Genomic DNA, 14874 nt, shown 5'->3' on the forward strand with positions numbered 1-14874 from the left:
GGGGTACGCCAAATGTTGCAACCAAAGCGTACGAAGTTCCGCAAGCAGATGACAGGCCACAACCGTGGTCTGGCTCAGCGCGGTAGCAAAGTCAGCTTCGGCGAGTTCGCGCTGAAGTCTGTAGCTCGTGGTCGTCTCACCGCTCGTCAGATCGAGTCAGCGCGTCGTGCACTGACCCGTCACGTAAAACGTGGCGGCAAGATCTGGATCCGTGTATTCCCGGACAAGCCGATCTCCAAAAAGCCTCTCGAGGTTCGGATGGGTAAAGGTAAGGGTAACGTGGAATACTGGGTAGCCCAGATTCAGCCAGGCAAAGTCCTGTATGAAATCGAGGGTGTAACTGAAGAGCTGGCGCGTGAGGCTTTTGCCCTGGCTGCTGCAAAGCTGCCGCTCGCCACCGCCTTTGTTAAACGGACGGTGATGTGATGAAAGCGAATGAACTTCGTGAAAAATCCGCACAGCAGCTGAACGAGCAACTGCTCGGCCTGCTGCGCGACCAGTTCAATCTGCGCATGCAGAAAGCAACTGGCCAGTTGGGGCAGTCTCATCTGCTCTCGCAAGTTAAGCGTGACATTGCTCGCGTGAAGACTGTGCTCAACCAGCAGGCAGGTAAGTGATCATGGCTGAAGCCGAAAAGACTGTCCGTACGCTGACTGGCCGTGTTGTCAGCGACAAGATGGACAAAACCATCACCGTTTTGATCGAGCGTCGCGTTAAGCACCCGATCTACGGTAAATATGTTAAGCGTTCGACTAAGCTGCACGCGCACGACGAAACCAACCAGTGCCACATCGGCGACAAAGTCACTATTCGTGAAACTCGTCCGCTGGCCAAGACTAAGTCTTGGGCATTGGTTGATGTTCTCGAACGCGCTGTGGAAGTCTAAGGACTAGGGGTCGGAGAAATTATATGATTCAGACTCAATCCATGCTCGATGTGGCCGATAACAGCGGCGCTCGCCGTGTTATGTGCATCAAGGTGCTGGGTGGCTCCCATCGTCGTTACGCTGGTATCGGTGACATCATCAAAGTTACCGTGAAGGAAGCAATTCCTCGCGGTAAGGTGAAAAAAGGCCAAGTGATGACTGCTGTTGTAGTCCGCACTCGTCACGGCGTACGCCGTGCAGATGGCTCCATTATCCGCTTTGATGGCAACGCTGCTGTTCTTCTGAACAACAAGCAAGAGCCGATCGGCACCCGTATCTTTGGGCCAGTGACCCGTGAACTTCGTACTGAGAAGTTCATGAAGATCGTCTCGCTCGCCCCAGAAGTGCTGTAAGGAGATCCGACATGCAAAAGATTCGTCGTGACGACGAGATCATCGTGATCGCCGGCAAAGACAAAGGTAAGCGCGGTAAGGTGCTGAAGGTTCTCGCTGACGACCGTCTGGTTGTTGGTGGTCTGAACCTGGTCAAGCGTCATACCAAGCCTAACCCGATGTCGGGCGTACAAGGCGGTATCGTCGAGAAAGAAGCGCCACTGCACGCTTCTAACGTCGCCATCTTCAATGGCGAAACCAACAAGGCTGACCGCGTTGGTTTCAAAGTAGAAGACGGTAAGAAAATTCGTGTCTTCAAGTCGACCCAAAAAGCGGTTGATGCTTGAACACTGCTAGGTAGATAAGACCATGGCACGACTACAAGAGATTTACCGGAAGGAAATCGCCCCCAAGCTTAAGGAAGAACTTAAGCTCGGGAACGTGATGGAAGTTCCGCGCGTTACCAAAATCACCCTGAACATGGGTCTGGGCGAAGCGATCGGCGACAAAAAAGTCATCGAGCACGCTGTTGCTGACCTGGAAAAGATCACCGGTCAAAAAGTCGTTGTGACTTACGCTCGGAAATCCATCGCTGGCTTTAAAGTCCGTGAAGGTTGGCCGATCGGCGTCAAAGTGACTCTGCGCCGTGAGCGTATGTACGAATTCCTGGATCGTCTGCTGTCGATCTCCCTGCCTCGGGTTCGCGACTTCCGCGGCCTGAATGCCAAGTCCTTCGATGGTCGTGGTAACTACAGCATGGGCGTGAAAGAGCAGATCATCTTCCCGGAAATCGACTACGACAAGATCGATGCTCTCCGCGGTCTGGACATCACCCTGACCACCACTGCCAAGAACGATGATGAAGGTCGCGCCCTGTTGCGTGCTTTCAAATTCCCGTTCCGCAACTGATTGGAGTAGGACCATGGCCAAGATGAGCATGAAAAACCGCGAGCTGAAGCGTCAGCTCACGGTTGCCAAGTACGCCAAGAAGCGTGCAGCACTGAAAGCAATCATCGTTGATCTGAACGCAAGTCCAGAAGCGCGTTGGGAAGCTACAGTTGCCCTGCAGAAGCAGCCACGTGACGCAAGCGCTTCGCGCATGCGTAACCGCTGCCGCCTGACCGGTCGTCCACACGGCGTTTACCGCAAGTTCGGCCTCGGCCGTAACAAATTGCGTGAAGCGGCAATGCGTGGTGACGTACCAGGTTTGGTTAAAGCCAGCTGGTAAGTACTTTCAGCGTCCAGGTGGTCTGAATCGAAAGATACTGACCGCCGGTGACCCTGAATCTGGAACAAGCCCCTTTTGGGGCTTGTTTCATTTCCGGAGTGTGTCTAAAATACGCGGCTCGCCTGAGCCCGTGTTTTTTACCCGGAGATTCTCAGCGACATATGTAGCCGCAAGGCTAATTTTTTTGTATTAGGAGCGTCTAGCCCATGAGTATGCAGGACCCGTTAGCGGACATGCTAACTCGTATCCGTAATGCCCAGATGGCTGAAAAGTCCGTCGTAAGCATGCCGTCTTCCAAGTTGAAGGTTGCTGTTGCCAAAGTCCTGAAAGACGAAGGCTACATTGCGGGTTATCAGATCAGCAGCGAAATCAAACCACTGCTGTCCATCGAGCTGAAGTACTTCGAAGGCCGCTCGGTCATCGAGGAAGTGAAGCGCGTTAGCCGTCCAGGCCTGCGTCAGTACAAGTCCGCTGAAGATCTGCCGAAAGTTCGTGGCGGTCTGGGCGTGTCTATCGTCTCCACCAACAAAGGTGTGATGACGGATCGTGCTGCGCGCGCTGCCGGTGTCGGCGGCGAAGTTCTTTGCACTGTGTTCTAAGGGGGGATAAGCATGTCTCGCGTCGCTAAGAACCCCGTTAAGCTGCCAGCCGGTGTCGAAGTCAAATTCGCAGGCCAACAGCTTTCGGTGAAGGGTGCCAAGGGCACTCTTGAACTGAATATCCATTCGTCCGTTGAGATCGTTGAAGAAGCTGGTGAGCTGCGTTTCGCTGCTCGCAATGGCGATCAACAAACTCGCGCAATGGCTGGTACCACGCGTGCGTTGGTAAACAACATGGTCCAAGGCGTAAGCCAAGGCTTCGAGCGTAAGCTCCAGCTGGTCGGTGTTGGTTACAAAGCGCAAGCAAAAGGCACGGTTTTGAACCTGGCCCTTGGCTTCTCGCACCCAGTGGATTACGAACTGCCGGAAGGCATCACCGCTGAGACTCCTAGCCAGACCGATATCCTGATCAAGGGCATCGATAAGCAACTGGTAGGTCAAGTGGCTGCTGAGATCCGCGACTTCCGTCCACCAGAGCCGTACAAAGGCAAAGGTGTGCGCTACGCGGACGAAGTCGTCCGTCGTAAAGAAGCCAAGAAGAAGTAGGGCATAGCAAATGACCGACAAAAAAGTTACTCGACTGCGTCGCGCTCGCAAAGCACGCCTGAAAATGCACGAACTCGAAGTCGTGCGTCTCTGCGTGTTCCGCTCGTCGCAGCACATCTACGCCCAGGTCATCTCGGCCGACGGCAACAAAGTCTTGGCCAGCGCCTCGACTTTGGATAAAGAACTGCGTGATGGTGCCACTGGCAACATCGACGCGGCCACAAAGGTTGGCCAGCTGGTCGCTACGCGTGCTAAGGCCGCCGGCGTCTCGCAAGTGGCTTTCGACCGCTCTGGCTTCAAGTACCACGGCCGCGTTAAAGCGCTGGCTGATGCTGCTCGTGAAGCTGGGCTGGAGTTCTAAGTTATGTCAAATAACGACCAAAAGCGCGACGAAGGCTACATTGAGAAGCTGGTTCAAGTTAACCGCGTAGCCAAAACCGTTAAAGGCGGCCGTATCTTCACTTTCACCGCGTTGACCGTGGTTGGTGATGGTAAAGGGCGCGTTGGCTTCGGCCGTGGCAAGTCACGTGAAGTGCCTGCTGCGATCCAGAAGGCAATGGAAGCTGCTCGTCGCAACATGATCCAAGTTGACCTGAACGGCACCACGCTGCAGTACGCAATGAAGTCCGCTCACGGCGCTTCGAAGGTGTACATGCAGCCTGCTTCTGAAGGTACCGGTATCATCGCTGGCGGCGCTATGCGTGCTGTCCTCGAGGTTGCTGGTGTTCAGAACGTTCTGGCCAAGTGCTATGGCTCGACTAACCCGGTAAACGTGGTTCACGCCACTTTCAAAGGTTTGAAAGCTATGCAATCTCCTGAATCCATTGCCGCCAAGCGTGGCAAAAGCGTCAAGGAGATCTTCTGATCATGGCTACCGTTAAAGTAACGCTGATCAAAAGCATGACCGGCCGCATCCCTAACCACAAATTGTGCGTTAAGGGTTTGGGTCTGCGTCGCATCGGTCACACTGTAGAAGTCCAGGATACTCCCGAGAATCGCGGGATGATCAACAAGGCTTACTACATGCTGCGTGTCGAGGGTTAATCGATGAAACTCAATGATCTGAGTCCAGCGCCGGGTTCCCGTCGCGAAAAGCATCGTCCGGGCCGTGGTATCGGTAGCGGTTTGGGTAAGACTGGTGGCCGTGGCCACAAAGGTCAAACCTCCCGCTCCGGTGGCACCATTGCTCCAGGCTTTGAAGGCGGTCAACAGCCGCTGCATCGTCGCCTGCCTAAGTTCGGTTTCGTTTCCCTGAAGGCCATGGACCGCGCAGAAGTGCGTCTGTCCGAGCTGGCTAAAGTGGAAGGCGACATCGTTACTGTGCAGACCCTGAAAGATGCCAACGTGATCAACGTCAACGTACAGCGTGTGAAAATCATGCTGTCCGGTGAAGTGACTCGCGCTGTCACTATCGGCAAGGGAATCGGCGCCACCAAAGGTGCGCGTTCGGCTATCGAAGCAGCTGGCGGCAAGTTCGAGGAATAAATGGCTAAGCAAGGTGCTCTCTCAGCGCTCGGCAAAGGCGGTATGTCTGAACTTTGGGCTCGTCTGCGTTTTCTGTTCCTGGCGATTATCGTCTACCGAATAGGCGCACACATCCCGGTTCCAGGTATCAACCCGGACCGACTCGCAGACCTGTTTCGACAGAATGAGGGGACCATTCTTAGCTTGTTCAACATGTTTTCTGGCGGCGCGCTGGAACGGATGAGCATTTTTGCACTGGGGATCATGCCGTACATCTCGGCATCGATCATCATGCAACTGATGACCGCCGTCAGCCCGCAGCTGGAGCAGTTGAAGAAGGAAGGTGAAGCTGGCCGTCGCAAGATTAGCCAGTACACCCGCTACGGCACTGTCATCCTCGCCCTGGTTCAAGCTATCGGCATGTCCGTTGGCTTGGCGGGGCAGGGTGTTGCGTTCACTGGTGACTTTGGCTTCCATTTCGTCGCGGTATCCACTTTTGTGGCTGGTGCGATGTTCATGATGTGGCTGGGTGAGCAGATTACTGAGCGTGGTGTTGGTAACGGTATCTCGATGTTGATTTTCGCAGGTATCGTCGCCGGTCTTCCGAGAGCAATCGGGCAGTCTTTCGAGTCTGCGCGTCAGGGTGATATCAATATCTTTGCCCTGGTTGCCATCGGTTTGCTGGCAGTAGCGATTATCGGTTTTGTGGTGTTCATTGAGCGTGGCCAGCGTCGTATTGCTGTTCACTACGCCAAGCGTCAGCAGGGCCGTAAGGTTTTTGCTGCGCAGACCAGCCACTTGCCGCTGAAAGTGAATATGGCCGGTGTTATTCCGGCAATTTTCGCGAGCAGCATTTTGCTGTTTCCGGCTTCGTTGGGTACCTGGTTTGGTCAGTCTGAAAATATGGGCTGGCTGCAGGACCTCTCTCAGTCGATCGCTCCTGGTCAGCCGTTGAATATTCTGCTGTTTAGTGCAGGGATTATTTTCTTCTGCTTCTTCTATACGGCGTTGATGTTCAATCCGAAAGACGTAGCGGAAAACCTGAAGAAGTCCGGTGCCTTTATTCCGGGTATTCGTCCAGGTGAGCAGTCTGCACGCTACATTGATGGCGTTCTGACTCGTTTGACCCTGTTCGGTGCTCTATATATGACGGCCGTGTGCTTGTTGCCCCAGTTCCTGGTGGTTGCAGCAAACGTTCCGTTCTACCTTGGCGGGACCTCGTTGCTGATCGTGGTCGTGGTTGTGATGGACTTCATGTCCCAAGTACAATCGCACCTCGTTTCGCACCAGTACGAATCCCTGATGAAGAAAGCCAACCTGAAGGGTTACGGCAGCGGCATGTTGCGCTGAGTACCCATAAGGTTCGAGGAGTTGGTGATGAAAGTTCGTGCATCGGTGAAAAAGCTGTGCCGTAACTGCAAGATTATTCGCCGCGAAGGTGTTGTTCGAGTAATTTGCAGCGCGGAACCGCGTCACAAACAGCGCCAAGGCTGAGTGTGATCCGCTTGAAGCCCGGCAGCTAGTGCGCTGCCGGGTTGATTATTTGTTATTACAGCGATATTATCTCGCGCCCTATTTCTTGGCTTCCGGGGCGTAGGTAGCTGTCAATTGGAGTCCCACTGAATGGCCCGTATTGCAGGCGTTAACATTCCAGATAACAAGCACACTGTTATCTCGCTGACCTACATCTATGGTGTTGGTCGCACTACTGCGCAGAAGATTTGCGCGGTTGCTGGGGTAAACCCAGCCGCTAAGATCAAGGATCTGAGCGACGAGCAGATTGAATTGCTGCGTGGCGAAGTGGCGAAGTTCACCACTGAAGGTGACCTGCGTCGCGAAATCAACATGAAAATCAAGCGTTTGATGGACCTCGGTTGCTATCGCGGTCTGCGTCATCGTCGTGGTCTTCCAGTACGCGGTCAGCGTACCAAGACTAACGCGCGTACCCGTAAAGGTCCGCGTAAGCCGATCCGCAAGTAATCGCCCCAGCGAATCGACAGGAAAATTATCATGGCAAAACCTGCTGCTCGTCCTCGTAAAAAAGTTAAAAAGACAGTGGTTGATGGCATCGCCCACATCCATGCATCTTTTAACAACACCATCGTGACCATCACCGACCGTCAAGGTAACGCGCTTTCTTGGGCTACCTCCGGTGGTTCGGGTTTCCGCGGTTCCCGCAAGTCCACCCCGTTTGCTGCTCAAGTAGCTGCTGAACGTGCTGGTCAAGCTGCGCTGGAATATGGCCTGAAAAACCTCGACGTTAACGTCAAGGGTCCAGGTCCAGGTCGTGAGTCTGCTGTCCGTGCTTTGAACGGCTGTGGCTATAAGATCGCCAGCATCACCGACGTGACGCCAATCCCGCACAACGGGTGCCGTCCGCCGAAGAAGCGCCGCGTGTAATCCAGGAGATTGTAAAGAATGGCTCGTTACATTGGTCCAAAATGCAAACTCGCTCGTCGCGAAGGCACCGATCTCTTCCTGAAGAGCGGCGTGCGCGCGATCGAATCGAAGTGCAACATTGAAGCAGCACCTGGTATCCACGGCCAACGCCGCGGTCGCCAGTCCGATTACGGCACCCAACTGCGTGAAAAGCAGAAGGTCCGTCGTATCTACGGCGTTCTCGAGCGTCAGTTCAGCGGCTACTACAAAGAAGCTGCTGGCAAGAAAGGTGCAACCGGTGAAAACCTGCTGCAACTGCTCGAATGCCGTCTGGACAACGTTGTATACCGTATGGGCTTTGGTTCGACTCGTGCCGAATCCCGTCAGCTGGTATCGCACAAGTCGATCAGCGTTAACGGTCAGACCGTAAACGTTCCGTCCTACCAGGTTCGTGCTGGTGACGTGGTCGCAGTTCGCGAGAAAGCAAAAAACCAACTTCGCATTGTCCAAGCTCTCGATCTGTGTGCCCAACGTGGCCGCGTAGAATGGGTAGAAGTAGACACTGAGAAGAAGTCGGGCGTTTTCAAGAACGTTCCTGCTCGCAGTGATCTGTCCGCCGACATCAACGAAAGCCTGATTGTCGAGCTCTACTCCAAGTAAGGGCTAGAAAATAGGTGCATCCATGCAGATTTCGGTAAATGAGTTCCTGACACCCCGCCACATTGATGTGCAGGTTGTCAGTCCAACCCGCGCCAAGATCACTCTCGAGCCTCTCGAGCGTGGTTTTGGCCACACCCTGGGCAACGCGCTGCGCCGCATCCTGTTGTCCTCAATGCCCGGCTGTGCAGTAGTCGAGGCCGAGATTGACGGTGTGCTCCACGAGTACAGCGCCATCGAAGGTGTACAGGAAGACGTAATTGAAATCCTGTTGAACCTTAAAGGTCTGGCTATCAAGCTGCACGGCCGTGACGAAGTTACGCTGACCTTGTCGAAGAAGGGTTCGGGGGTGGTTACCGCTGCCGATATTCAGCTGGATCATGATGTCGAGATCGTTAACCCCGATCACGTAATCGCTAACCTGGCGTCTAACGGCGCCCTGAACATGAAGCTCACCGTAGCTCGTGGTCGTGGTTATGAACCGGCCGACTCGCGTCAGAGCGATGAAGACGAAAGCCGCAGCATTGGTCGCTTGCAGCTTGACTCTTCGTTCAGCCCGGTTCGCCGTATCGCATACGTGGTGGAAAACGCCCGTGTCGAGCAGCGTACTAACCTGGACAAGCTGGTTATTGATCTGGAAACCAACGGTACTCTGGATCCTGAAGAGGCTATCCGCCGCGCTGCAACCATTCTGCAACAGCAGTTGGCTGCGTTCGTCGACCTCAAAGGTGACAGCGAACCAGTGGTAATCGAGCAGGAAGACGAGATCGATCCGATCCTGCTTCGCCCGGTTGACGATCTGGAACTGACTGTACGTTCGGCTAACTGCCTTAAGGCGGAAAACATTTACTACATCGGCGACCTGATTCAGCGTACCGAAGTAGAACTGTTGAAGACTCCGAACCTGGGCAAGAAATCCTTGACTGAAATCAAGGACGTTCTGGCCTCCCGCGGTCTGTCCCTCGGCATGCGCCTCGACAACTGGCCGCCTGCAAGTCTTAAGAAGGACGACAAGGCGACTGCCTGATCGTCGTAATCACCGAACGTGAGTTTGGTAAGGAATGAACCATGCGTCATCGTAAAAGTGGTCGTCACCTGAGCCGTACCAGCTCGCACCGCAAGGCCATGTTTCAAAACATGGCGGTGTCGCTGTTCGAGCACGAGCTGATCAAAACTACACTGCCGAAAGCTAAAGAACTGCGTCGCGTTGCTGAGCCGCTGATCACTTTGGCCAAGACAGACAGCCTGGCTAACCGCCGTCTGGCTTTCGACCGTACTCGTTCGAAAGCTATCGTTGGTAAGCTCTTCAACGACCTGGGCAAGCGTTACGCTACCCGTGAGGGTGGCTACCTGCGCATCCTCAAGTGCGGTTTCCGCGCTGGCGACAACGCGCCTATGGCGTACGTCGAGTTGGTTGATCGTGCTACTGCTGGCGAAGCTGTAAGCGCCGAGTAAGACGACAAGCTGTAACTAAGAACCGGGCCCAGTGCCCGGTTTTTTGTGGGTGTAGCAAAAGCGATCTATATTTTTCAGGTCGCTGCCGACTTTCCTAAGCTCCCAATTTTGTACTGGTGGTTGGTTAGTTATTCTCTATCAAAGACCATGATTTAATAAATTTGATGGTGTCATCTTGATCGGCAATACTTCCTCCAGGCCGATTAGCCGGCAGTTCCAAGTCCGACCTGAGGAAAATTGAGCATGAGCCAGAATAAAATCCTTACCACCGCCAGCGGCGCTCCCGTTGCGGACAACCAGAATTCCCGTTCAGCCGGCCCGCGCGGCCCGCTGCTTCTTGACGATTTTCACCTGATCGAGAAGCTTGCCCATTTCAACCGCGAAAACATCCCTGAGCGTCGCGTGCACGCCAAGGGGTCGGGTGCCTACGGTACCTTCACGGTCACCCGAGACATTACCCAGTACACCAGCGCCAAATTGTTCGAGTCCGTTGGTAAGCAAACTCCAACGTTCCTGCGTTTCTCCACTGTGGGTGGTGAGCGTGGTTCGGCAGACACTGAGCGCGATCCCCGTGGTTTTGCCTTGAAGTTCTACACCGAAGAAGGCAATTGGGACATCGTGGGTAACAACACGCCGGTGTTCTTCATACGCGATCCGCTGAAATTCCCAGATTTCATCCATACTCAGAAGCGCTTGCCGCAAAGTAACCTGAAAAGCGCGCAAATGATGTGGGACTTCTGGTCGCACTCTCCCGAAGCGCTGCATCAGGTCACCATTCTGTTTTCGGACCGCGGCATTCCCGATGGCTACCGTCATATGCACGGCTTTGGTAGCCACACCTACAGCTTGATTAACGCCAACGGCGAGCGGCACTGGGTGAAGTGGCACTACAAGACCAAGCAAGGTATCAAGAACCTGGCGCCGGCTGAGGCTGCACGCTTGGCCGGTACCGATCCTGATTATGCCCAGCGTGATCTGTTTGGTGCGATCGAGCGTGGTGACTTCCCGAAATGGCGGGTTTGCATCCAGATCATGACCGAAGCCCAAGCTAATGCTCATTACGAGAATCCGTTTGATGTGACCAAAACCTGGTCGCAGAAAGAGTTTCCGTTGATTGAAGTGGGCGAGTTGGAGCTTAACCGTAACCCGCAGAACTACTTCGCTGAAGTGGAGCAGGCAGCATTCGGTCCAAGCAACATGGTTCCAGGTGTTGGCTTATCGCCAGACCGCATGCTGCAAGGCCGCGTATTCGCTTACGCAGATGCTCACCGCTACCGAGTGGGTACCAACCACCAGCAACTGCCGGTGAACGCTGCACGCAGCCCGGTGAACAGCTACCAGCGTGATGGCTCGATGGCATTTGGCAGCAATGGTGGTGCGACTCCGAACTACGAACCGAACAGCTACGCCGAAGCACCAAAGCAAGCGCCTCAGTACGCCGAGCCAGCGTTGGCTTTGAGCGGTGCAGCTGATCGTTACGATCACCGTGAAGACACCGACTACTACAGCCATGCCGGTGCGCTGTTCCGCCTGATGAGCGATGAGCAGAAGACATTGCTCACCAGCAACATCGCGGGGGCAATGGGCGGAGTTTCCAGTGATGTGGTCCAGCGTCAATTGCAGCACTTCTATAAGGCAGATCCTGCTTATGGAGAAGCAATCGCAAAGGCGCTGGGTGTATCGCTTAACTGACTCTAAACGATAAGCAGAACCGCCCTCATTTGGGCGGTTTTTGCGTTATTTCAGCTACTTTTCTCCGGAAATCTTCACTTTTCTGCCGTTAGTCCAGTGACCTCCGAGTCATCATGGTTCAAACTACAGACTTTCAAGCAGGGAGATGTAGAGCGATGCAAGGTCACCCCGACGTAATCGATTACCTCAACACGTTGCTGACGGGCGAACTGGCCGCTCGTGACCAATATTTCATCCATTCGCGTATGTACGAAGACTGGGGTTTTACCGAACTCTACGAGCGTATCAACCACGAAATGGAAGAAGAGGCACAGCACGCCGATGCACTGATGCGCCGTATCCTGATGCTCGAAGGCACGCCACGTATGCGTCCCGACGACCTGGACGTGGGCACCAGCGTACCTGATATGCTCGCAGCCGATCTTCGCCTTGAATACAAAGTGCGTGCCGCGCTCTGCAAGGGCATCGAACTCTGCGAGCAGCACAGCGACTTCGTCACGCGGGAAATCCTGCGCGTGCAGTTGAACGATACCGAAGAAGATCACACCTACTGGCTGGAAAAGCAGCTGGGCCTGATCAAGTTGGTGGGGCTGGAGAATTACCTGCAATCGCAGTTCTGATTTCCGGCTACAAAAAAGCCCCTGTCACCTCAGCAGTGACAGGGGCTTTTTATTGAGCCTTGATATCAGGCCCGGTCGCGCGCCAGCAATGGTTTCAAGTAATAACCAGTATGCGATTGCGGCATCTCGGAGACCTGCTCCGGGGTACCTACGGCAATGATCTGGCCACCCTTGGATCCGCCTTCCGGCCCTAGATCAACCAGCCAGTCGGCGGTCTTGATCACATCGAGGTTATGCTCGATCACCACCACGGTGTTGCCGTGGTCTCGCAAGCGGTGCAACACGTCCAGCAGCTGCTGAATATCCGCGAAGTGCAGGCCGGTTGTTGGTTCATCCAGGATATACAAGGTCTTGCCCGTATCGCGTTTGGACAGCTCGCGAGACAGCTTCACCCGCTGCGCCTCACCACCGGACAACGTAGTCGCCGACTGTCCCAGCTTGATATACGACAGACCCACATCCATCAATGTCTGCAGCTTGCGCGCCAACGCCGGGACTGCGTCGAAGAACACTCGAGCTTCCTCGATGGTCATCTCAAGGGTTTCATGGATACTCTTGCCCTTGTACTTGATCTCCAGGGTTTCGCGGTTATAACGCTTGCTCTTGCACACATCGCACGGTACGTAGATGTCCGGGAGGAAGTGCATCTCCACCTTGATCAAGCCGTCGCCCTGGCACGCTTCGCAACGCCCGCCCTTGACGTTGAAAGAGAACCGGCCAGGACCGTAGCCCCGAGAACGGGATTCCGGCACGCCAGCGAACAGTTCCCTAATTGGCGTGAACAGCCCGGTATAGGTAGCCGGGTTGGAGCGCGGTGTGCGGCCAATCGGGCTCTGGTCAATATCGACCACCTTGTCCAGGTGTTCCAGGCCCTTAATGCTGTCGTGCGCGGCTGCTTCCAGGGTAGTGGCGCCGTTCAAGGCGGTGGCACTCAGGGGGAACAATGTGTTGTTGATCAGCGTCGACTTGCCTGAGCCGGAAACACCGGTCACGCAGGTCAGCAGGCCCAGGGGAATTTCCAAGTCTACATTGCGCAAATTGTTGCCGCGCGCGCCCTTGAGGTGCAATGCCATCTTCTTGTTGCGCGGTGTGCGCTTGGCTGGCACTGCGATTTTCACGCGGCCAGACAGGTACTTGCCGGTCAACGAGTCGGGGTGTGCCATTACCTCGGCAGGCGTGCCTTCGGCGACAATATGCCCACCATGCACGCCGGCGCCTGGGCCAATGTCGACCACGTAGTCCGCCAGGCGAATCGCGTCTTCATCGTGCTCGACCACGATCACCGTGTTGCCGATGTCCCGCAGGTGTTTCAACGTGCCCAGAAGGCGATCGTTATCGCGCTGGTGCAAACCAATCGATGGTTCATCGAGGATGTACAACACCCCCACCAGGCCGGCACCAATCTGGCTGGCCAGGCGAATCCGCTGCGCTTCACCGCCGGACAAGGTGTCGGCACTGCGGTCCAGGGATAGATAATCCAGGCCGACGTTAACCAGGAACTGCAAGCGCTCGCGAATTTCCTTGAGGATCTTGTCGGCAATTTCCCCACGTCGTCCTGTCAGCTTCAGTACACCAAAGTATTCGCAGGCATCGCCGATCGGCAGGTTGGTCACCGCGGGCAAGGTTTTTTCGCCGACCCACACATGCCGCGCTTCACGACGCAGGCGAGTGCCCCGGCAATCCGGGCAAGGTTGAGTGCTGAGGAATTTCGCCAGCTCTTCGCGCACGCTCGCCGATTCAGTCTCACGGTAGCGCCGCTCCAAGTTCGGCACGATACCTTCGAACGGGTGGGAGCGCTTGACGATGTCGCCACGGTCGTTCAGGTACTTGAAGTCGACGTTCTGCGAGCCACTGCCATTGAGGATGACCTTCTGCTGATCTGCCGGCAGTTGGTTGAATGGCACTTCAAGGCTGAACTTGTAGTGAGACGCCAACGATCCCAGCATCTGGAAATAGTAGACGTTACGCCTGTCCCAGCCGCGTATCGCTCCCTCCGCCAACGTCAGGTCGCCGTTGACCAGGCGCTTGATGTCGAAGAATTGCTTCACGCCCAGGCCATCGCAGGTCGGACAGGCGCCGGCCGGGTTGTTGAAGGAGAACAGCTTGGGTTCCAGCTCGCTGATGGCGTGGCCACAGATCGGGCAGGCAAAGCGTGCGGAGAAGATGATCTCCTCGCCCGGCTCGTCATCCATCGGCGCCACCAGGGCTATACCGTCTGCCAGCTTCAACGCGGTCTCGAACGATTCCGCCAGACGCTGCTGCAGGTCGGCCCGTACCTTGAAGCGATCGACCACTACATCAATCGAGTGCTTCTTCTGCTTGTCGAGTTTCGGCGCTTCGTCCAGCTCATACAGCTTGCCGTTGATGCGCGCACGTACAAAGCCCTGTGCACGCAGCTCTTCGAATACAGAGAGATGTTCGCCCTTACGCTCGCGAATCACCGGCGCCAGCAGCATCAGCTTGGCGCCTTCCGGCTGGGCCAGCACCAGGTCGACCATCTGGCTGACGGTCTGGGCCTCCAGCGGAATATCGTGGTCCGGGCAACGGGGGATACCCACCCGCGCGTACAGCAGGCGCAGGTAGTCGTAGATTTCGGTGATGGTGCCTACGGTAGAACGCGGGTTATGGGAGGTCGACTTCTGTTCGATGGAAATCGCCGGCGACAGGCCTTCAATGGTGTCGACGTCTGGCTTTTCCATCATCGACAGGAACTGACGGGCATAGGCCGACAGCGATTCCACATAACGACGCTGACCTTCGGCATACAGCGTATCGAACGCCAGGGACGATTTGCCGGAGCCGGACAAGCCGGTGATGACGATCAGTTTGTCCCGGGGCAGGGTCAGGTCGATGTTCTTCAGGTTGTGGGTTCTAGCCCCACGAATCAGGATCTTGTCCAAGATGGCCTCGCACGGCGGGCGTAAATAATGCCGGAGTATACGGCTAAAGACTGGATGAATATACACTGTCAAAAGGC

The 14874-nt window shown here is 55.3% G+C and carries 23 protein-coding genes; 22 read left to right on the top strand and 1 reads right to left on the bottom strand.

The genetic code is table 11. From position 1 onward, the window contains the following. Positions 1–12 precede the first annotated feature (12 nt). The 22 genes from rplP (at position 13) to bfr (ending at position 11897) form a co-directional block, all read left to right on the top strand. Positions 13–426, top strand: a complete 414-nt coding sequence (gene rplP / locus FBY10_RS13200; RefSeq protein WP_003232424.1) for a 50S ribosomal protein L16 — start codon at positions 13–15, stop codon at positions 424–426. Continuing rightward, positions 426–617, top strand: coding sequence for a 50S ribosomal protein L29 (gene rpmC, locus FBY10_RS13205; RefSeq protein WP_002555481.1), 192 nt, complete (start codon positions 426–428; stop codon positions 615–617). The genes rplP and rpmC overlap by 1 nt, the downstream gene beginning before the upstream one ends. A gap of 2 nt (positions 618–619) precedes the next feature. Then, positions 620–886: a 30S ribosomal protein S17 gene (gene rpsQ, locus FBY10_RS13210; protein ID WP_003176419.1), complete on the top strand. Its 267-nt coding sequence runs from the start codon at positions 620–622 to the stop codon at positions 884–886. 23 nt (positions 887–909) lie between these two features. After that, on the top strand, positions 910–1278 hold the full coding sequence (gene rplN / locus FBY10_RS13215) for a 50S ribosomal protein L14 (protein ID WP_002555479.1): 369 nt from the start codon (positions 910–912) through the stop codon (positions 1276–1278). Positions 1279–1289: 11 nt separating this feature from the next. Beyond that, entirely contained in the window at positions 1290–1604 is a 315-nt protein-coding gene (gene rplX, locus FBY10_RS13220) for a 50S ribosomal protein L24 (protein WP_007896770.1), read from the top strand. A gap of 22 nt (positions 1605–1626) precedes the next feature. Beyond that, the gene (gene rplE / locus FBY10_RS13225) at positions 1627–2166 is read left to right on the top strand and encodes a 50S ribosomal protein L5 (protein WP_003194642.1); all 540 of its coding nucleotides are present in this window, start codon (positions 1627–1629) and stop codon (positions 2164–2166) included. Positions 2167–2179: 13 nt separating this feature from the next. After that, positions 2180–2485 carry a 30S ribosomal protein S14 gene (gene rpsN / locus FBY10_RS13230; protein WP_003176414.1) on the top strand — a complete coding sequence of 102 codons (306 nt, stop codon included), beginning with the start codon at positions 2180–2182 and terminating at the stop codon, positions 2483–2485. Positions 2486–2691: 206 nt separating this feature from the next. Next, complete coding sequence (rpsH, locus tag FBY10_RS13235; RefSeq protein ID WP_003176413.1) at positions 2692–3084, top strand: 30S ribosomal protein S8; 393 nt, start codon at positions 2692–2694, stop codon at positions 3082–3084. Between the two features lie 12 nt (positions 3085–3096). Beyond that, on the top strand, positions 3097–3630 hold the full coding sequence (gene rplF / locus FBY10_RS13240) for a 50S ribosomal protein L6 (RefSeq protein ID WP_003176412.1): 534 nt from the start codon (positions 3097–3099) through the stop codon (positions 3628–3630). Positions 3631–3640: 10 nt separating this feature from the next. Beyond that, positions 3641–3991, top strand: a complete 351-nt coding sequence (gene rplR / locus FBY10_RS13245) for a 50S ribosomal protein L18 (protein WP_003186037.1) — start codon at positions 3641–3643, stop codon at positions 3989–3991. A 3-nt stretch (positions 3992–3994) separates the two neighbouring features. Beyond that, complete coding sequence (rpsE, locus tag FBY10_RS13250) at positions 3995–4495, top strand: 30S ribosomal protein S5 (protein ID WP_003186035.1); 501 nt, start codon at positions 3995–3997, stop codon at positions 4493–4495. Positions 4496–4497: 2 nt separating this feature from the next. Then, positions 4498–4674, top strand: coding sequence for a 50S ribosomal protein L30 (gene rpmD / locus FBY10_RS13255; protein ID WP_003176408.1), 177 nt, complete (start codon positions 4498–4500; stop codon positions 4672–4674). Positions 4675–4677: 3 nt separating this feature from the next. Continuing rightward, positions 4678–5115 (top strand): 50S ribosomal protein L15, encoded by a 438-nt coding sequence (gene rplO, locus FBY10_RS13260; RefSeq protein ID WP_003176407.1) that lies wholly within the window; start codon positions 4678–4680, stop codon positions 5113–5115. Next, positions 5116–6444, top strand: a complete 1329-nt coding sequence (gene secY, locus FBY10_RS13265; protein ID WP_003176406.1) for a preprotein translocase subunit SecY — start codon at positions 5116–5118, stop codon at positions 6442–6444. It abuts the gene before it with no gap. Positions 6445–6471: 27 nt separating this feature from the next. Further along, positions 6472–6588, top strand: coding sequence for a 50S ribosomal protein L36 (rpmJ, locus tag FBY10_RS13270; protein ID WP_002555468.1), 117 nt, complete (start codon positions 6472–6474; stop codon positions 6586–6588). 129 nt (positions 6589–6717) lie between these two features. Next, complete coding sequence (gene rpsM / locus FBY10_RS13275) at positions 6718–7074, top strand: 30S ribosomal protein S13 (protein WP_024077676.1); 357 nt, start codon at positions 6718–6720, stop codon at positions 7072–7074. Positions 7075–7104: 30 nt separating this feature from the next. Beyond that, on the top strand, positions 7105–7494 hold the full coding sequence (gene rpsK, locus FBY10_RS13280; RefSeq protein ID WP_002555466.1) for a 30S ribosomal protein S11: 390 nt from the start codon (positions 7105–7107) through the stop codon (positions 7492–7494). An 18-nt stretch (positions 7495–7512) separates the two neighbouring features. Then, positions 7513–8133 (top strand): 30S ribosomal protein S4, encoded by a 621-nt coding sequence (gene rpsD, locus FBY10_RS13285; protein WP_003176404.1) that lies wholly within the window; start codon positions 7513–7515, stop codon positions 8131–8133. Between the two features lie 22 nt (positions 8134–8155). Continuing rightward, the gene (gene rpoA, locus FBY10_RS13290) at positions 8156–9157 is read left to right on the top strand and encodes a DNA-directed RNA polymerase subunit alpha (protein WP_003176403.1); all 1002 of its coding nucleotides are present in this window, start codon (positions 8156–8158) and stop codon (positions 9155–9157) included. 41 nt (positions 9158–9198) lie between these two features. Next, complete coding sequence (rplQ, locus tag FBY10_RS13295) at positions 9199–9585, top strand: 50S ribosomal protein L17 (RefSeq protein ID WP_003176402.1); 387 nt, start codon at positions 9199–9201, stop codon at positions 9583–9585. Between the two features lie 243 nt (positions 9586–9828). Next, complete coding sequence (locus FBY10_RS13300; RefSeq protein WP_145336808.1) at positions 9829–11277, top strand: catalase; 1449 nt, start codon at positions 9829–9831, stop codon at positions 11275–11277. A gap of 155 nt (positions 11278–11432) precedes the next feature. Beyond that, positions 11433–11897 (top strand): bacterioferritin, encoded by a 465-nt coding sequence (gene bfr / locus FBY10_RS13305; protein WP_032884537.1) that lies wholly within the window; start codon positions 11433–11435, stop codon positions 11895–11897. 65 nt (positions 11898–11962) lie between these two features. Here bfr and uvrA read toward each other — a convergent pair whose 3' ends face one another. Further along, positions 11963–14797, bottom strand: coding sequence for an excinuclease ABC subunit UvrA (uvrA, locus tag FBY10_RS13310; protein WP_065925355.1), 2835 nt, complete (start codon positions 14795–14797; stop codon positions 11963–11965). Between the last annotated feature and the right edge of the window lie 77 nt (positions 14798–14874).

The sequence above is a fragment of the Pseudomonas sp. SJZ103 genome, from assembly GCF_007828335.1.
In the GTDB taxonomy this organism is placed as follows: domain Bacteria; phylum Pseudomonadota; class Gammaproteobacteria; order Pseudomonadales; family Pseudomonadaceae; genus Aquipseudomonas.